Annotated in this window: 12 protein-coding genes; 7 read left to right on the top strand and 5 right to left on the bottom strand. The window is 70.3% G+C overall.

Annotated features, from left to right (window positions below; all coding sequences use genetic code 11):
- Positions 1-45 precede the first annotated feature (45 nt).
- Positions 46-1,224 carry a class I SAM-dependent methyltransferase gene (locus tag ACW5EG_RS13900; protein ID WP_457021925.1) on the top strand — a complete coding sequence of 393 codons (1,179 nt, stop codon included), beginning with the start codon at positions 46-48 and terminating at the stop codon, positions 1,222-1,224.
- Positions 1,225-1,238: 14 nt separating this feature from the next.
- Positions 1,239-1,652 (top strand): VanZ family protein, encoded by a 414-nt coding sequence (locus ACW5EG_RS13895; protein WP_457018988.1) that lies wholly within the window; start codon positions 1,239-1,241, stop codon positions 1,650-1,652.
- A 236-nt stretch (positions 1,653-1,888) separates the two neighbouring features.
- On the opposite strand, the gene ACW5EG_RS13890 is transcribed toward ACW5EG_RS13895, so the two are convergent.
- The 3 genes from ACW5EG_RS13890 to ACW5EG_RS13880 form a co-directional block, all read right to left on the bottom strand.
- Entirely contained in the window at positions 1,889-4,225 is a 2,337-nt protein-coding gene (locus tag ACW5EG_RS13890; protein WP_457021923.1) for a beta-N-acetylhexosaminidase, read from the bottom strand.
- 94 nt (positions 4,226-4,319) lie between these two features.
- Entirely contained in the window at positions 4,320-7,127 is a 2,808-nt protein-coding gene (locus tag ACW5EG_RS13885; RefSeq protein ID WP_457021921.1) for a TonB-dependent receptor, read from the bottom strand.
- 108 nt (positions 7,128-7,235) lie between these two features.
- Positions 7,236-8,288 carry a glucokinase gene (locus ACW5EG_RS13880; RefSeq protein ID WP_457018984.1) on the bottom strand — a complete coding sequence of 351 codons (1,053 nt, stop codon included), beginning with the start codon at positions 8,286-8,288 and terminating at the stop codon, positions 7,236-7,238.
- Positions 8,289-8,633: 345 nt separating this feature from the next.
- Here ACW5EG_RS13880 and ACW5EG_RS13875 point away from each other — a divergent pair, with 345 nt between their 5' ends.
- The 5 genes from ACW5EG_RS13875 (at position 8,634) to ACW5EG_RS13855 (ending at position 14,269) form a co-directional block, all read left to right on the top strand.
- On the top strand, positions 8,634-9,734 hold the full coding sequence (locus ACW5EG_RS13875) for a LacI family DNA-binding transcriptional regulator (RefSeq protein WP_457018983.1): 1,101 nt from the start codon (positions 8,634-8,636) through the stop codon (positions 9,732-9,734).
- 5 nt (positions 9,735-9,739) lie between these two features.
- Positions 9,740-10,786, top strand: a complete 1,047-nt coding sequence (locus ACW5EG_RS13870) for an SIS domain-containing protein (RefSeq protein WP_457018982.1) — start codon at positions 9,740-9,742, stop codon at positions 10,784-10,786.
- A gap of 124 nt (positions 10,787-10,910) precedes the next feature.
- Positions 10,911-12,065, top strand: a complete 1,155-nt coding sequence (nagA, locus tag ACW5EG_RS13865; protein WP_457018981.1) for an N-acetylglucosamine-6-phosphate deacetylase — start codon at positions 10,911-10,913, stop codon at positions 12,063-12,065.
- Entirely contained in the window at positions 12,062-13,132 is a 1,071-nt protein-coding gene (locus tag ACW5EG_RS13860; protein WP_457018980.1) for an acyltransferase family protein, read from the top strand. Before nagA ends, ACW5EG_RS13860 begins: the two co-directional genes overlap by 4 nt.
- A 48-nt stretch (positions 13,133-13,180) precedes the next feature.
- Positions 13,181-14,269: a DNA topoisomerase IB gene (locus ACW5EG_RS13855; RefSeq protein ID WP_457021919.1), complete on the top strand. Its 1,089-nt coding sequence runs from the start codon at positions 13,181-13,183 to the stop codon at positions 14,267-14,269.
- Positions 14,270-14,351: 82 nt separating this feature from the next.
- On the opposite strand, the gene ACW5EG_RS13850 is transcribed toward ACW5EG_RS13855, so the two are convergent.
- Both ACW5EG_RS13850 and ACW5EG_RS13845 read right to left on the bottom strand, forming a co-directional pair.
- Positions 14,352-15,617 carry a multifunctional CCA addition/repair protein gene (locus ACW5EG_RS13850; protein ID WP_457021917.1) on the bottom strand — a complete coding sequence of 422 codons (1,266 nt, stop codon included), beginning with the start codon at positions 15,615-15,617 and terminating at the stop codon, positions 14,352-14,354.
- A gap of 189 nt (positions 15,618-15,806) precedes the next feature.
- Positions 15,807-17,744 carry a transglycosylase SLT domain-containing protein gene (locus ACW5EG_RS13845; protein WP_457021915.1) on the bottom strand — a complete coding sequence of 646 codons (1,938 nt, stop codon included), beginning with the start codon at positions 17,742-17,744 and terminating at the stop codon, positions 15,807-15,809.
- Positions 17,745-17,747 lie beyond the last annotated feature (3 nt).

Here is a 17,747-nt window from a genome sequence, read left to right as displayed (position 1 = left end):
CCGGATTGCCGTTATCCTGACGCATTGTCGCCGCAGACACCGCTGATGTCCGACTCCCCACTTTCCGACGACGCGCTTGCCCACAGCGCGCGCCTGCAGGCGCTGATCCGCGAGCAGATCGCCGCGGCCGGCGGTGCGATCCCGTTCTGGCGCTTCATGGAGCTGGCGCTGTACGCGCCCGGGTTGGGCTACTACAGCGCCGGTGCCACCAAGTTCGGCGCCGCCGGTGATTTCGTCACCGCGCCGGAGCTGGGCCCGCTGTTCGCCGAGTGCGTGGCCACTGCGCTCGCGCCGGCGCTGCGCTACTGCGGCGAGGCCGCGTGTTTTCTCGAGATCGGCGCAGGCAGCGGCCGCTTTGCCGGCGATGCGATCGCGCAGCTGCTCGAACTCGAGGCGATGCCGGCGCGCTACGCCATCCTCGAACCCAGCGCCGACCTGCGCGAGCGCCAGCGGGCGCATCTGGCGCAGACGCTGCCCGCGGAGGCCTTCGCCCGCGTCGAGTGGCTGGACGGGCCGCTGCCCGACGACTGGAGCGGCGTGCTGTTCGCCAACGAGGTCCTCGACGCGCTGCCGACGCCGCGCTTCTCGCTGCAGGGCGGCGAGGTCTTCGAGGAGCATGTCGCGCTGGATGGCGACCGCTTCTGCCGGACCGACCGTCCCGCCGACGCGATGCTGTCGGCCGCGGTGCGCCACGTCGAACGCCAGCTAGATGCGCCCTTTGCCGACGGCCACCGCGCCGAGCTGCTGCCGCAGTTGCCGTACTGGCTGCAGGCGGTGGCGGGCGGCATGCAGTCCGGCGCGATGCTGTTCGTCGACTACGGATATCCGCGCCGCGAGTACTACGACCCGCGCCGGCGCGACGGCACCCTGCGTGCGTTCCATCGCCACCGCATGGTGGAGGACGTGTTCGCGCGCCTCGGGCTGCAGGACATCACCGCTTCGGTCGATTTCACCGCGCTGGCCGAGGCCGGCACCGGCGCCGGCTTCGAGCTGGCCGGCTATTGTTCGCAGGCCAGCTTCCTGATCGGCAACGGCCTTGAGCAGCGCCTGCTTGCGCACGAGGCGCACGCCGCTGACGAGGCCGCACGCTACGGGCTGCGCCAGCAGGCCAAGGCGCTCACGATTCCCGGCGGCATGGGCGAGCGCTTCCAGGTGATGGGCTTCGCGCGCGACGTGCCGCTGGATGCGGCCTTCCTTGTCGGCGACCTGTGCTTCCGCCTGTGAGCCGGCCACCGCGCTTGGCGTCCAGGCTTGGCCGCTCGCTCAAGCCGCTGCGGCATCCATGGCCATGGGTCGCGCTGTGGTGCCTGGCGATCGCGGGAGTGGTGGTGTTTTCGCTGTTGCCGCCGCCGCCGATGCCGGACTTCGACAACAGCGACAAGTGGTCGCACTTCATCGCCTATTTCGCGCTGTCCGCGAGTGCGGTGCAGCTGTTCCGCAACTGGCCCGCGCTGCTGGGTGCGGGGCTGGGCCTGGTGCTGCTGGGCATCGGGATCGAGCAGGCGCAGGGCAGCCTGACCGTCACCCGCATGGCCGACGCCCAGGACGCGCTGGCCAACACGCTGGGCGTCATCGCCGGACTGGCGACGCGCCTGACGCCGCTGCATGACCTGCTGCTGCGGATCGACGGCAGGCGCGACGCCGCGAGCTGAGCGCTGCGCTTCGGTGCGGATCCGCGGCGCTTCGCCCCCACCCCAGCCCTCCCCCGCAAGCGGAGGAGGGAGCAGAAGCACGAAGCGCGCTCACCCTCCCCCGCAAGCGGAGGAGGGAGCAGAAGCACAAGGCGTGTTCACCCTCCCCCGCCTGCGGGGGAGGGCTGGGCTGGGGTGGGGCGAGACGAAGCGACGTCACCCGCCCCCGTGACGATCACAGCCGATGCCGACAGCCCTCAGCGCGGCACCAGCTGCACCCGATCAAGCACCCACATCATCGGCCGCGTATCGCCGGTGGCGGTGAAGCACAGGTCGCTGCGGCCTTCGTCAGCCGCCAGCGGCAGCTCGAGCTCGACGAAGCCATCCTCACCGGTGTGCGCCGGCAGCGGCAGCCTGGCCACCGTGTCGCCACTGCAGCCGCCCGACTGCACCAGCAGCTCGCCGTGCTCTGTTTCGGCGGGCATGAACCTGCGTGCGGGTTCGTCGCCGGCAAGCTGGAAGTAGTACGGCAGCCGCCCCAGGCGCACCTTCAGCGATCCGATGCCGTCCAGATCGGCGCCGGCCCACAGCCAGCACGGGTAGAAGATCGTCACGTTGTAGAGCGCGCGCTCGCCTTCGACGGGGCCGTCGTCCTCCAGCCGCAGCAGCAGACGCCCGCTGTCCGGGCAGCTCGCCAGCTGCTCGTCGCTGCGCACCAGCAGGCTTGCGGCGCTGTAGGCGTGATGCGTGGCCGGGCCGAGCGCGGTGGTGCCGTGGAATGCCGCGGCGCGGATGTCGAGCGGCAGCGGCGCGTCGATCGGCGCTTCGTACAGCGGCGAATCGGCGTCCGGTTCGCTGCCGTCGGTGGTGTAGCGCACCGCGTAGTTCAGCGCGTTGTCCAGCGTCACGCGCACGCTGCCGGCCGCGCGGTCGCCTTCGGCGCTTGCCATCACCTCGAAGGGCGTCTGCGCGTAGGCGATGTCGAAGGCGCGATAGCGCGCCAGCTGCGCGGGCAGGCGTGCCAGGAAACCGGCGTAGTCCTTGTGTTCGAGCGGCGACCACGCCGATTCCGCCAGCGCCGCGACGCGCGGGAACCAGGCATGCTGCACCCGGTCCCAGGAGCGCAGGTGCTCGGTCCACACGTTGGCCTGCACGCCCAGGACATGCGCGCGCTGCGCCGGCGTGAGCACACCGGGCACCGGATCGAAGTCGTACACGTCGCGCAGGGTGACCTGGGTTGGGCGGCCCGGGGGTTCGTTCGGCGACAGCGTCTGCTGGTAGTCCAGGTACAGCTTTTCCTTTGGTGTCATCACCACGTCGTGGCCGGCGCGTGCGGCGGCGATGCCGCCTTCGGTGCCACGCCATGACATCACCGTGGCCTGCGGCGCGATGCCGCCGTCGAGGATCTCGTCCCAGCCCAGCAGACGCCGGTCCTTGCCTTCCAGATAGGTGCCGATGCGCTTGATGAACCAGCTCTGCAGCGCGGTCTCGTCGGCGATGCCGAGTTCCTTCATCCGCGCCTGCACGCTGGCCGACGCCTGCCACTGGGTCTTGACCGCCTCGTCGCCGCCGATGTGGATGTACGGCGAGGGAAACAGCTCGATGATCTCGTCGAGTACGTGCTCGATGAAGCCGAAGGTGTCCTCGTCCACGTTGAACAGGTACTGGTGCACGCCCCATTCGTTGGACACGGCCGGGGTGTCGCCGAGCGAGCCGTACTGCGGATAGGCCGCCACCACGGCCTGCACGTGGCCGGGCATGTCGAACTCCGGCACGATGGTGATGTGCCGCCGCGCGGCATGGGCGACGATGTCGCGGATCTGCGCCTGCGTGTAGTAGCCGCAGTAGGGCCGAGTCTGCCCGGTGACCGGATCGGTGCCGGCCTCGCCAGCCGGGATGCGGCAGGCGGCGACTTCGGTCAGCCGCGGATATTTGGGGATCTCGATGCGCCAGCCCTGGTCATCGGTGAGATGCCAGTGGAAGGTGTTGAGCTTGTGCCGCGCCATCGTGTCGAGCAGCTGCTTGATCTGGTCGACCGACTGGAAATGGCGTGCCGAATCGAGCATCAGCCCGCGCCAGGCGAAGCGCGGCGCGTCCTCGATGCGCAGCGCCGGGATGCGCACGGCTTCGCCCTGCGCCGAGGACAGCAGCTGCCAGAGCGTGACCGCGCCATAGAACAGGCCGCGCTCGTCGCTCGCGGCGACGCGCACGCCGTCACGATTGGCCTCGAGCACGTAGCCTTCGGGTGCATCGGGCGAGGCGGTGGGATCGATCGCGAACACGATGCGGCTTCCGCCAGCATCGCCGTCGTCGGCCAGCGCCGGCTCGACGCCGTTGGTTGCCTTGACCATGCGGGCGAACTCGCCGGCCACGCGCCGCACAATGTCACCCTCGGCACGGAGGCGGGTCGTGGCATCGAAGCGGAAGCTCCCTTCCGCCGGCACCAGCGAGGCCGGTGCCGGGATCAGCGCCGGTGTGGCCACGGTCTCGGCGACGGCATCGACCGCCGTGTCTGCGTGGCTGCTGCATGCGGCCAGCAGGATCAAACAGCCCAAGGCGGCAAAAGGCCGCCAGGCGCGAGGCATCAGGCTCATCGCGACTCCTCGGTGAGCAGAAAAAATGCGCGGGTCCAGACAGTCCGGACCCGCGCGAACTACGGCATCGATCGGGAGGGGATGCCGTCAGGTCTCAGAACTGCACGCGCAGTGTGGTCAGGTAACGTCGGCCGGAGCGATAGACGCCGCGGGTCAGCTGCGCTGTGTCCGCATAGCTGTGGTAGGCCTCGTCGAGCAGGTTCATCGCATCGAAATTGAGGCTGACGTTGTCGTTGAACCGGTAACCCAGCGACAGGTCCATGGAGGTGTACGGGCGCACCCACAGGTTGTCGCCGCGGTCCACGTTGGTGAAGTACTCCGAACGCCAGGAGGCGCTCAGCCGCGCGGTGAAATGATCGTTCTCGAAGTAGGGGCTGATGTTGAGCTGGTACTTCGAGTTGTACGGCATCGGATCGCCGGAGCTCGCCTCGGCATCGGCGTAGGTGTAGTTGGCCACGAGCCCAAAGCCGGCCGCGATCTGCTGCTGCCAGGCCAGCGCGACACCCTGGATCTTCGCGGTTCCGGCGTTGTCCGGGCGGCCCACCTGGTAGGTACTCACCTCATCCTGCGACTGGTTGAAGTGCTGTTCGGGTCGGGTCGTGGTCAGGATGTAGTTGTCCACGTCCTTGTAGAACAGCGAGGCGGCCAGGATGGCGTCCTCGGCGAAGTACCATTCGGCCGAGAGGTCGAAATTGGTCGATTCATACGGGTCGAGTTCCGGATTGCCGCCGCCGCCGGTGAGGGTCTGGTCGCCCAGCCACAGGTAGCTGGACATGTCGCTGTAGTTCGGACGGGCGATGACCTTGGCGCCGGAGAAGCGCAGCACCACGTCGTCGGCCAGGTCGTAGGCCAGGTTCACGTTCGGCAGCACGTTGTTGTATTTCTTGCCGACCACGTTCGGCGCGTAGCCGTTCGCCGGGCAGGGCGGAGGCGCATCGGTACGCACGCACTGCCAGCTGTGGCTCTCGGTCTCGGTCTGCACGTAGCGCAGGCCGAAGTTGCCACGCAGGCCGTTCAGGCTGAAGTCCGCCTGCACGTACGCCGCGTTGATGTCTTCGACGATGCGCCAGGTATTGGCGGCAAACGACGGGTCGTTGAATGTGCTCGGTTGGGGCATGGTCTGCCACGGCGCGAGCCAGTCGCCGCTGAGGATGTAGTCGGCCAGGGCCCAGCCATCGATGGTGAACCGGTCGCCCAGGTCCCCGTAGCCCGAAAAGCCGGTGAGATAGTTGCCCGGCACCGGCTGCGGATTGAACATGTCGGCGGTCGCGTCGCCGTAACCGGCGACCGAGGCCAGCGAAACGCCGCCCATCTTCTGCTCGGTTTCATGCTCACGCCGCTTCGCGCCAAAGCGGAGCAGATACACCGGCGAGTCGAGCTTCAGGCCGAAGTCGACCTGGCCGTAGGTCTCCTCATCCCAGGTCGGCTTGAACACGATGTTGCCGCCCCAGCCCGTGTTCCAGGAAGGCGGCGGCTGCGTCGGGTCGGCGCCCCAGCCACCGTCCATGCGGAACGCGGACGGATCGGTGAACGGATTCAGGCCTTGGTAGCTCAGGCTGCCCGGGTGCGAAGGCGCCTGGCTGATGTCGTAGCTGTAGTCGGACCGGTTGAGGAATTCGCCGAACACTTGTTGGTCGGTGCCGCCGGTGGCCTTGGTGTTGCCCACGTGCGCCGATGCGAACCAGCGCTCGCCGTCCCATTTGGCCTTCAGGTCGTAGGACTCGGTCTCGACCGTGGACTTGCGGTTCTGCACGTCGAACACCGACAGCGCGTTGCGGAACGTGCCCCGGGTGATGATGTCATCCTCGACGGTGACGTCGGTCAGCCGCATCAGGCTGTTCCACGCGTTGCCCATGAAGGCAAACATCGACTGGTTGATGTTGTCGTAGCTGGCGTCGATCTTGAGCGCGTTGAACTCGATGTCGAGTTCTTCGACGGGGCGGAACTGCAGCGCCAGCGAGTAGCTGTTGCGTTCGCGCTGCTGCTCGAAGAACGAGGCGCTGAGCGAGTTGGGGCCGCGCGCGTCGAGGTTGGCCTCCAGCGTATCGGCGCAGGCTCCGACGCAGGACGCGGGCAGGGTGGGTTGCGAGCCGTCCGGGTTCGGCGGCTGCGACCAGTCCGCCGGCAGGTTGTTGACCGAACCACCCCCGCCCTGGCCATCGCGATAGTCGCGCGCCGACACGCTGCCATAGGCTTCGATGCCATCGCGTCGGATCGTTTCGTCCAGGCGCTGTGCGGAGAACACGACGCCGAAGTTCTCGGCCTGGTTTTTCCAGCCCAGCATCAGCGAGCCCTGCGGCTTGCCGTCCTCGTCGCGGTCGTTGTACAGGTAGCCGAGCTGGCCGCTGACCATGAAATTATCGTCCAGGTCGAGCGGCTTGCGCGTCTCCACGATCACGGTGCCGCCGATCGAGCCCTCGTCGATGTGCGCCTCGGGCGACTTGTACACCGTCACCTTGCCGACGATCTGCGGCGCGAGCAGCGAGTAGTTGAAGGTGCGGCTGGGGTGGTCGAGGATGAACCAGTCTGCCGAGGCCACCGACTGGCCATTGAGCAGGGTGCGGTTGAGCGCGGGATCGGTACCCAGGATGCTGACGCGTTCGCCCTGGCCGAACAGGCGGTCGATGGTGACGCCGGGGATCATGGTCATCGCCTCGGCCACGTTGGTCGACGGGAACTTGCCCACGTCCTCGGCGGTGATCACATCGATGATCGCGTCGGAGTTGCGCTTGGTGTCCAGCGCCTGCTGCAGGCTGGCGCGGATGCCGGTGACGACCACGCGGTCGAGGCTGGTGGCCTCGTCGGACGTGGTCCCGGCGGCGGCGTCCTGTGCCTGCGCCTGCGCGGCAACCCCGAGGCACACGGCGATCGCGGCCGACAGCATGGATGTGCGGTGCTTCATGACGGTTCTCTCCCTTCGAAAATGGGTGTGGCTGTGGCCGCCGGCCGGGGGTCCGGTGGCCCGTGGCTGGCCCTTGCGTCCGCCCTGGTGGCGGCGCGCGGGCCGGGGTCAGGTCAGGTGCGCATCCGTGCGTTGGTTGTCGTTTCGTCGCTGGTCGAGGTACCAGCCGGCGGCGCCGATCGCGCCCAGCTGCCCGTGCTCGACCAGGGTCACGGGAATGCGCAGCAGCGATTCGCGCATCGGCCCCTTGTCGAGGAAGCGCTGCACGAAGCTGCTGCCGGCAAGGAAGCCGCGGATCTGCGGCAGGATTCCGCCGGCCAGGTAGACGCCGCCGCGGGCGCCGTAGAGAAGCGCCATGTCGCCGACCGCGCTGCCGAGCAGGCCGCAGAACAGCTCCAGGGTTTCGCGTGCCAGGGCGTCGTCGCCGGCGATGGCGGCGCCGCTGATCGCATCGGGCGTCGCCTGCGAGGGCGCCAGGCCGCGCACCTGCGCCAGCGCCACATGCAGGCGCAACAGCCCCGGCCCCGACAGCGCGTGTTCGATCGGCACATGGCGGCGCTCGCGCAGGAACTCGCGCAGCACCGCCATCTCCAGTTCGGTCGATACCGTCAGTGCCGCCTGGCCGGCTTCGGTGGCGAGCACCTGCGCGCGGCCGTCGCGACCGGGAATGCGCACCGCCGCGCCCAGTCCGGTGCCGGGTCCGACCACGAGCGTCGGCCCGGAGGGCGCGACATCGGGCCCCGACAGACGCAGCAGCGTATGCGCATCGGTGGCGGCCACCGCGTGCGCGACCGCCTCGAAGTCGTTGACCAGCAGCAGCTCCTCGAAACCGAGCTGGTCGCGGATGCGCTGCGGCGCCACCGGCCAGGGCAGGTTGACCGACAGCACGGTGCCATCCTCGCGCGCGTGTCCGGCGCAGGCGATCACGCCGCGCCGCACCGTGGCCGCGTCGGGGAGGGTCGACAGGAAGGCCTGCAGCAGCTCGGCCAGGCCGGCGAAGCCGGCGCAGGGGTACTTGCGGTAGTGCAGCAGGCGGTCCGGCGCACGGCTGTCCACCAGTCCGACGCGCACATGCGTGCCGCCGACATCGGCGGCCAGGAATGGCGCCGGCGCTGGCAGCGGGCCAGGGCTGGCGGGCAAGTGGCGGGTCGTTGCTCCCACGAGGACTCCTGCAAACCACCGCTACGGGTTGCAGCGGTGTGGCCGCAGAGTGCTGACGTGGTGACAACGATGTCAAGCAGGCGCTACCGAGCGCCCCCTGGGCATCCGGCATTAGCGATACGGACGCGAAAATAAGCCGTCACAGATGTTGGTCGTTGCACATTTGTCGGTAAAACCCGCCTGATGTCCCGGGATGGCTCCGCGCTGTCGGAATGTCCCGTGCTGCAGGACAGCACCCGATTGCGCAGGCCCCAGGGGCGCCCGGCTGGGCCTGTGGCTGGAATTCCTGTGGGAAGTATGACAACGTTAGTCACGCACCCCGGGGGCAGGACAAGCGACGACGACATGCGTATCAACGAGGAGCAGGGCAGCCCGCGCAAACCGACGATCCGCACCGTGGCCGAACGCGCCGGGGTGTCGCTCAAGACCGTCTCGCGGGTGATCAACAACGAGCCGGCGGTGCTGCCGGCGACCCGGGCGCGCGTGCTGCAGGCGATCGCCGAGCTCGACTACGAGCCCGACCCGTCTGCGCGCAACCTGCGCAGTGCCAGCGCCTACGTGATCGGCCTGGTCTACGACAACCCCAACCCGTACCACATCATCGGGCTGCAGAACGGCGTGCTCTCGGCCTGCCGCGAAACCGGATTCGGACTGCAGATCCACCCCTGCGACGCCAGCTCGCCGCTGCTGGCCGAGGAACTGCTGGAGCTGGTGCAGCGCTCGCGCCTGGCCGGGCTGGTGCTGACTGCGCCGATTTCGGAGCGGATGGAACTGATCGAGGCGCTGGCGAAGGCCGGCGTGCGCGCCACCCGCATCATCGCCGCGGCCGAAGACCCGCGCGATGGCTACCCCTGCGTCTATGTCGACGACCGCGACGCCGCCTACGAGATCACCGAGCACCTGGTCCAGCTTGGCCACCAGCGCATCGGCTTCCTGTGGGGCGGGCAGGAGCACCTGTCCAGCTCCGAGCGCTACCTGGGCTACGAACAGGCGCTCAAGGATTACGGCATCACCCTGGACAAGCACCTGGTGATCCCTGGCGACTACACCTTCGACGACGGCTTCCGCGGCGCGCGCCGGCTGCTGGCGCTGCGCGATCCGCCCACCGCGATCTTCGGATCCAACGACGAGATCGCCGCCGGCGTGCTGGCCGCGGCCAAGTCGGCGGGCATGAACGTGCCCTTTGATCTGTCGATCGCCGGCTTCGAGGACAGCCCGTTCTCGCGCCAGTCGTGGCCGGCGCTGACCACGGCCAAGCAGGCCACCGAGGAGATCGCGCGCCACGCTGCGCGCATGCTGATCGCGGGCTTGCGCCAGGATGCGGCCGCGCAGCCCAACCAGGCCTTCGTGCCGCAGCTGGTGGTGCGCGGCTCGACCGCACCGGTGCGGCCGCGTGCGCCGGCGCACGCGCACGCGCCGGCCCCCGCTCCCGCTGGAGACCAATGAACACCATGACCGCAGATTCCGCGCCTGCGTGCGCCAGTACCACCTCGATGTTCCGCGAGGCGGCGCAGGCTGCAGCGGTGGTGGAGGCGCAGTTCGCCGCCAACCGCGACCTGCTCGCCGCGCTCGGGGCCGATCTGCGGCGCAGGCCGCCGGCATTCGTCGCCACCTGCGCGCGCGGCAGCTCCGATCACGCCGCGACCTTCGGCAAGGCGCTGATCGAGACCCGGCTGGGCCTGGTCACCGCGTCGGTATCGCCGTCGGTGGGCTCGGTCTACGGCGTGCGCCAGCGGCTGGGCGATGCGCTGTTCATCGCGATCTCGCAGTCGGGCCGCAGCCCGGACCTGCTGCGCAACGCCGAGGCCGCGCGCGAGGCCGGTGCGCGCGTGGTCGCGCTGGTCAACGTGGCCGATTCGCCGCTGGCGGCGCTGGCCGACGTGGTGGTGCCGCTGCACGCCGGTCCCGAGCACAGCGTGGCGGCGACCAAGAGCTATCTCGCATCGCTCTCGGCGCTGCTGCAGCTGGTGGCGCTGTGGCGCGGCGACGAGGCACTGACGGCCTCGCTGGACGCGTTGCCCGCGGCGATGCGCCAGGCCTGGGACTGCGATTGGTCTCCGGCGCACGAAGGCCTGCTCGCTGCGCGCAACCTGTTCGTGCTGGGCCGCGGCCTGGGCCTGGGCGCGGCCCAGGAAGTGGCGCTGAAGTTCAAGGAAACCTGCGGCCTGCACGCCGAGGCCTACAGCTCGGCCGAGGTCAGGCATGGGCCGATGGCCCTGGTGGGCGCCGGCTTCCCGGTGCTGATGCTGGTGCAGCCCGATGGCACCGGTCCGGGCACCTGCGCGCTGGCGGACGAACTGCGCGCGCGCGGCGCCAGCGTTTGGCTGGCCGACGACGGCGATAGCGCGGAGCTGCCCGTGCCCGCCGCGCCGCACCCGGCGTGCACGCCGTTGCTGCAGGTGCAGGCCTTCTACCGGATGGCGAACGCGCTGTCGCTGGCGCGCGGCTTCGATCCGGACACGCCGCCGCACCTCAACAAGGTCACCGAGACGGTCTAGTGCCTGGCCTTTCCTACAGTGCGGCATTGCGTGGACATCCCGGTAGGGGTGGGGGCCTCGCCAGGTCTCGCAAGCGTGCATGCATGCGTGCACGCGGCGCGGCAGCATTTCCGGGAGCGGGACGATGCCGATGACGGCGCTGGTCAACGGGCGCGTGCTGCTCGACGACGGGTTCGGCGATGGGATCGCCGTCCTGCACGAGGACGGCCGCGTCGTCGCGGTGACGCAGGCGGATGACCGGCGCGTGCGCGATGCCGAGCGCATCGACCTGCAGGGCGGCACGCTGGTGCCCGGCTTCATCGACGTGCAGGTCAACGGTGGCGGCGGCGTGCTGTTCAACAACACGCCCAGCGTCGAGGGCATTCGCGCGATCGCGCGCGCGCACCGCCGTTTCGGCACCACCGGCCTGCTGCCGACCCTGATCAGCGATCGCGCGCAGGTCATGCGTGAAGCCGTTGGCGCCGTGCGCGACGCCATCGCGCAGCGGGTGCCCGGCGTACTCGGCATCCATCTTGAAGGCCCCTACCTCGCCCCCGCGCGCAGGGGCACGCACGACGCCGGCATGTTCCGCGTGCCGGATGCGGACGAAATCGCGCTGGCGACCTCGCTCGACAACGGCGTGACCCTGCTCACGCTCGCGCCCGAGCAGGTGCCGCCGGAGACGCTCGCGGCCCTGCTCGCGCGCGGCGCGATCGTCGCGGCCGGCCACACCGCCGCCAGCTACGATCAAGCGCGCGCGGCGCTGGACGCCGGCATCCGCGGCTTCACCCATCTCTACAACGCGATGTCGCCGCTGCTCGGGCGCGATCCCGGCACGGTTGGCGCCGCGCTCGAGGACCGCGACAGCTGGTGCGGCATCATCGTCGACGGCGTGCACGTGCACGCGGCCAGCCTGCGCGTGGCGCTGGCGGCCAAGCCGCGCGGCAAGCTGTTCCTGGTAAGCGACGCGATGCCGATGGTCGGCGCGGACGATCCTTCATTCTCGCTTTATGGCGAAACCATCAGCGCCGTCGATGGCGTGGTGCGCAACGCCGCCGGCGCGCTGGCGGGTTCTGCACTCGACATGGCCAGTGCGGTGCGCAACACGGTGCGCCTGCTCGGCCTGCCGCTGGAGGAAGCCGCGCGCATGGCTTCGCGCTATCCCGCGCAGTTCCTTGGCCTGGGCGATCGCTACGGCTCTGTCGCGCCGGGATATGCGGCCGACTTCGTGTTGCTCGATGAAGCGCTGCAGGTGCGCGCGACCTGGATTGCCGGCGCCATGGAGCGCCACGCCGCTTGAACACCGCCGCGCGACGTTTTGCCTCGGTCGATGCGCTGCGCGGCCTGACGGTGGCGGCGATGCTGCTGGTCAACAATCCCGGCGATTGGGGCCACGTCTACGCCCCGCTGCTGCATGCGCCCTGGCACGGCTGCACGCCGACCGACCTGATATTTCCGTTTTTCCTGTTCGTGGTCGGCGTGTCGATCGCGCTTGGCCTGGTGCCGCAGCTGGAGCGCGGCGTCGATGCGCGCACGCTGCACCGCTCGATCCTCTCGCGCGGGCTGCGCATCATCGCGCTGGGACTGCTGCTGCACCTGGCGGCGTGGTGGGCGTTCGACATGGCGCACTACCGCATTTCGGGCGTGCTGCAGCGGATCGGGCTGTGCTTCCTGGTCGCCGCGCCGCTGGCCCTGCACCTGCGCCCGCGCGCGCAATGGCTGCTGATCGCGGCGCTGCTGCTGGGCTGGTGGCTGCTGCTCGCCGCGGGCGACAGCTACGAGCGCTACGCCAATCTCGCCGACCGCATCGATACCGCGCTGCTGGCGCCCTGGCTCTACGACTTCGAGGCCGCAAGCGGGCGCGGCCACGATCCCGAAGGACTGCCGGCGACCCTGCCTGCGATTGCGACCGTCCTGCTTGGCGTGCGCGCAGGCGCGTGGCTGCGCGGCGGACAGCTGCGCGCGCTGGTGTGCGCGGGACTGGCGATGCTGGCGCTGGGCTGGCTGTGGTCGCTGGCGATGCCGATCAACAAGGCGCTGTGGACTTCGTCCTACGTGTTGTGGAGCGCCGGCTGGGCGGCACTGGCACTGGCGCTGGCGCACCTGCTCATCGATCGCCGCGGCTGGCCGGCGATCGGCCGCAGTTTTGGTGTCAATGCGATCGCCGCCTACGCCGGGTCGGCGCTGATGGTCTACGGGCTGGCGGGCATCGGCGCGTGGAGCGCGATCTACCGCCACGGCTTTGCGTGGATGACACCCCATACCGGCCCGTGGTTGCCGTCACTGGCCTTCGCGCTGGCCCTCGTCGCACTGTGGTGGGCCATCGTGCGCGGGATGGACCGGCGCGGCTGGATCCTGAAGATCTGACGCGGCGCGGTTCACCGCCGGATCACGGCGCGTCGCTACGCTTGCCGCATGCGCGTAACCACAACCGGCCGAAGCCGCCGCACACCGCGCCGGCCGCTGACGCCGGCCGAACGCGATGCCGTTGAGGCGGGGCTCCACTACGTCAGCGACACCGCGCCGGGCATCCAACGCCAGCGCTGCGGCCGCGGCTTCCGCTATCTGGATCCCGACGGCGGCAGCCTGCGCGATGCGGACACGCTGGCGCGTATCCGCTCCCTGGCCATTCCGCCGGCCTATCGCGAGGTGTGGATCTGCCGCTCGGCGCGCGGCCACCTGCAGGCGACCGGACGCGACGCACGCGGCCGCAAACAGTATCGCTACCACCCGGACTGGCGCCCGTTGCGCGATGCCAACAAGTTCGACCGCATCGTCGCCTTCGGTCGCGCGCTGCCGAAGCTGCGGCGGCGCGTGCGCGCCGACCTCGCGCTGCCCGGGTTGCCGCGCGAGAAGGTGCTTGCCGGCGTGGTCGCGATCATGGCCAACACCCTGATCCGCGTGGGCAACGACTGCTACGCGCGCGAGAACGGATCGTTCGGCCTGACCACGCTGCGCACCCGGCACGCGCGCTTCCTTGGCAAGGAACTGCGGCTGCAGTTCAACGGCAAGGGTGGGCGCGCGCACGAGGCCGGCATCCAGGATCCGCGCCTGCTGCGGCTGGTGCGCGCCATGCATGAGCTGCCGGGACAGCGCCTGTTCCAGTGCCGCGACGAAGGCGGTGACCTGGTGCCGGTGGAATCGAACGACGTCAATGCCTACCTGCGCGAGTGCATGGGCGATGCGTTCACCGCCAAGGACTTCCGCACCTGGGGCGCGACCGAGGCCGCGTTCCGGCAGCTGGCGGAGATTCCCGTCGACGCGGCGACCTCGGACACCGCAGCCGCCGGCGTGTGCCGCGAGGTGGTGACGTCGGTCGCGGCGATGCTGGGCAACACGCCCACCGTGTGCCGCAAGAGCTATGTCGACCCGCGCGTGTTCGATGGCTGGCGCGACGGAACGCTGCATCGAAAGGCCCAGCATGCCCGTGGACCGAGGCAGTGGGAGGCGGCGCTGCTCGGTTTCCTGTCGTGCGGCGCCCGCGCGCCGAAACGCCCCTCGTAGGAGCGGCTTCAGCCGCGATCGTCGTATCCGGCGTCCCCGCACGCGTGATACCTGCATGCAACCATCGCGGCTGAAGCCGCTCCTACAGGGGGGGTTGTGCAGGATCGCTCGCGTCGTTGGCTTCGGCCGACGCCCGCGCAGCGCCGATGGCCTGCACGCGCGCCTTGCGCAGCGCCTGTCCGATCTGCGGGCCGTCCATGCCCTCGCGAACGATGTCGCGCGCATTCACCGCCAGCGCCGCTGCATGCAGGCGCCGTAGCTCCGCGCCCTGCGGGTACGGCTCGTCCTGCAGGCCCAGGCGGCCGCGCTTGTCGGCCTCGCAGACCAGCGCCAGCGCGGCCATGCGCGCCGGCTTGCGGAACGCGTCGCAGCGCTGCAGCAGGTCGTGCACGGTCGCATCGCGCAGTTCGCGCAGGCGGTGCACGTTGAGGTGCTCGCGGCAGGCGATCAGGGCCAGGTCGCGATGCTCCAGCGGCACCTTGAGCCGCTCGCACAGGGCGCGCAGCGGCGCCAGGCCGGCCTGCTCGTGGCCGATGTGGCGCGGCAGCGCGTGCGCGGGCGTGAGGGCCTTGCCGAGGTCATGGGTCAGCGCGGCGAAGCCGATCACGGTATCGCCCGCCGCGAGCGCTGCGGCCATGTCGCTGACCAGCTCCTGGTGACGTCCGGTATCGACTTCCGGATGGTATTCGGCGCGCTGCGGTACGCCGTACAGCGCGTCGACCTCGGGCAGCACCACCGCCAGCGCGTCGGCTTCGCGCAGGGTGCGCAGGAAGGCCGCCGGCTGCGCCGCGGCCAGGGCCTTGCACAGCTCCTGCCAGACGCGCTCGGCCACCAGGCTGGCGAGTTCGCCGCCCGCGGCCATGCGCTGCATCAACGCCATCGTGTCGGGCGCCACGCGGAAGCCCAGCGGCGCCAGCCGCGCCATGAAGCGCGCCGCACGCAGCACCCGCAGCGGGTCCTCGACGAAGGCCGGGCCAACGTGGCGCAGCAGGCGCGCCTCGATGTCGCGCACGCCGCCGAACGGATCGACCAGGTTGCCGGCTGCGTCCTGCGCGATCGCATTGATGGTGAAGTCACGCCGCTCCAGGTCCTGCTCCAGCGTCACCGACGGATCGGCGTGGACCACGAAGCCGCGGTGCCCGGGTGCGCTCTTGCGTTCGGTGCGCGCCAGCGCATGCTCCTCGCCGGTGTGCGGGTGCAGGAATACCGGGAAATCGCGCCCGACCGGCCGGAAACCCGCGGCCAGCATCGACTCGGGCGACTCGCCGACCACCACCCAGTCGCGGTCGCCGGGCGCCAGGCCCAGCAGCCGGTCGCGCACCGCGCCGCCGACGAGATAGGTCTGCATCACGTCAGCGCAGCACCCGCGCACTGAGCAGGCCAAGCATGACGCAGACCCTGCGGCCGAACGTTCTGGCGACCGGCACACTCGGCCGCGACCTTGTCGGCCGGTGCTTCAGTGATGTTTCGCGTCAGTGCGTCAGGCAGGCCCATGGCGGTCTCGCGGCGGATGCGCCGCCAGCTTAGCGGCTGCAGATCAGCGTGTCGCGACGGGCGCCGGGCAGGCAAACTTCTTGCGTGCAGCGGACGCCACGCCGCGCATGCGATCGGTCACTGGCGTGGCCGCGCCGAACATGCGCCAGTCGTAGAGCACGCTGAAGGCGAGGATGCGGGCAACGTACTCGCGCGTCTCGCGATAGCTGATCGTCTCGATCCACAGGTCCGGATCCATTTGCGGCCGTTGCGACAGCCAGCGAGAGGTCGGCGTGGGTCCGGCGTTGTAGGCGGCGATTGCGACGTAGGGCTTGCCGTACATCGCCTCCTTCTCGCGCAGGTAGGCGGTGCCGATGGCGATGTTGGTTTCAGGGTCGTACAGGCCTTGTGCACCGTTCCATGGCATGCCCAGCCGGCGCGCGACCGCCGCACCGGTGGACGGCAGCACCTGCATCAGCCCGCGCGCGTCGGCGGGCGAACGCGCGTTCGGGTTGAAGGTGCTCTCGGCGCGGATCTCGGCGGCCACCCAGGCCGGGTCGAGCCCGTTCTTCCGGGCCTCGCGCTGGATGATGTCGGCGTGGTGGATGGGAAAGCGCAGCGTGTACAGCCGCGTCTCGTCCGGCGTCTTGCCCAGGTTGAACACGGCGCGGTCGAACCAGCCGTGCTCCTGCGCGACCTCCACCGCGATGCGCCGCTGCGCATCGTCGAAGCGCGACAGCGCATCCTGCCATTCGCGCGTGGCCCAGCCGCTGCGGTCGGCGCGGTACAGCGCCATCGCGCGCACGAGCGCGGGATCCGCGGCCACGGCGCCCTTCTCCGCCGCGCTGCGCTCGGGCATCCACGGGCACAGCGCGTAGGGCTGGTCGAGGCGATCGGCGGCGAGGAAGCCATGGAAGTCCGGCTGCGTGGCCACCTGCGCAAACAGCGCCTGCGCGCCGCTGCGGTCGCCGGTCAGCTGGCGCATCCGCGCCTCGAACCACTGCCAGCGCGAGTCGCCGCGCTGCGCCGGACCCATCTTCTGCAGTGCCGCCAGCGCCGCCTTCCAGTCAGAGCGCGCCAGCGCTTCGCGCACGCGCCATTCGTGCAGGCGCTCGTCATAGGCCGACTCGGGCACCAGGTTGAGCAGGCGCGCCGAATCGGGCAGGTACGAGGCCACGGTCCACAGCGCGGCCTGATAGAGCACGCGGCCGCGCTCGGTTTCGCCGAACTCCAGTGCCGCGGCGATCGCCGGCAGCCGCGCTTCCGCGCCCAGCGGGTCGTCCTTGGCGAACTTCGCCAGCCCGTGCGAAGCGACCAGGCGGCTGCGCGCGGTCTTCGGCCAGCCTGCGGCGCGTGCGTGCGGCGTCGTCATGAAGGCGGCGTAGTCGCGGGCCAGGGCCAACTGGTCGGCGGGCAGGCCCCGCGCGGCCGAGTGCATCACGCCCGGCTCCCACTCCGCGGCGGCAAGATCGATGCGCTCCCAGCGCAGCGCGTCGCCCAGCCCACCGCTGGCGGCCAGCGCGGCGAACACCGCATCGCATTCATTGGGCAGCGACTTGCCGCTGCTGCGCCACATCGCCTGGGCGTCGCGCGTCCACTGGGCATCCATCGCGCCCGTGCGCTGGCGCGCGTCGAGTTCGGCGCAGCGCAGCGCGCCGCTGCGCACCGACGGCGACCATGCCGCGCGAAAGCCGCTCCAGTCCCGGCGCTTGAGCAGGGCGCGCAGCCAGGACTCGCGGAACACTTCCGCCACCGCTTCGCCCTGGTAACGCGACAGGAAGTCCTGCGCCTGCGCGTTGGGCAGGGTGTCGATATTCCGCCGCAGCGTGGCCATCTCGACCCAGCGCCGCGCCGGGTGCGTGGGCGCCAGCGCCGGCGCGGCCAGGCCGCCTTCGGCGGCTTCGAGGGCAGCACGCAGGGGCGCGGGATCGTCCTGCGCCTGCGCGGCCGGCAGGGCCAGCAGCGCGAGCGTGGCGAGTAGGATGGGCAGCCGTTTCGACATCCG

Source organism: Luteimonas sp. A611, from assembly GCF_054072715.1.
The sequence above is the reverse complement of the archived record's forward strand: the minus strand, read 5'-3'. Positions and strand labels throughout refer to the sequence as shown.

Coding starts and splice junctions, on each gene's coding strand:
- ACW5EG_RS13870 (WP_457018982.1), top strand. CDS start 9,740: ATGACCGCAGATTCCGCGCCTGCGTGCGCCAGTACCACCTCGATGTTC.
- nagA (WP_457018981.1), top strand. CDS start 10,911: ATGCCGATGACGGCGCTGGTCAACGGGCGCGTGCTGCTCGACGACGGG.
- ACW5EG_RS13850 (WP_457021917.1), bottom strand. CDS start 15,617: ATGCAGACCTATCTCGTCGGCGGCGCGGTGCGCGACCGGCTGCTGGGC.
- ACW5EG_RS13890 (WP_457021923.1), bottom strand. CDS start 4,225: ATGAGCCTGATGCCTCGCGCCTGGCGGCCTTTTGCCGCCTTGGGCTGT.
- ACW5EG_RS13885 (WP_457021921.1), bottom strand. CDS start 7,127: ATGAAGCACCGCACATCCATGCTGTCGGCCGCGATCGCCGTGTGCCTC.
- ACW5EG_RS13900 (WP_457021925.1), top strand. CDS start 46: ATGTCCGACTCCCCACTTTCCGACGACGCGCTTGCCCACAGCGCGCGC.
- ACW5EG_RS13875 (WP_457018983.1), top strand. CDS start 8,634: ATGCGTATCAACGAGGAGCAGGGCAGCCCGCGCAAACCGACGATCCGC.
- ACW5EG_RS13845 (WP_457021915.1), bottom strand. CDS start 17,744: ATGTCGAAACGGCTGCCCATCCTACTCGCCACGCTCGCGCTGCTGGCC.
- ACW5EG_RS13855 (WP_457021919.1), top strand. CDS start 13,181: ATGCGCGTAACCACAACCGGCCGAAGCCGCCGCACACCGCGCCGGCCG.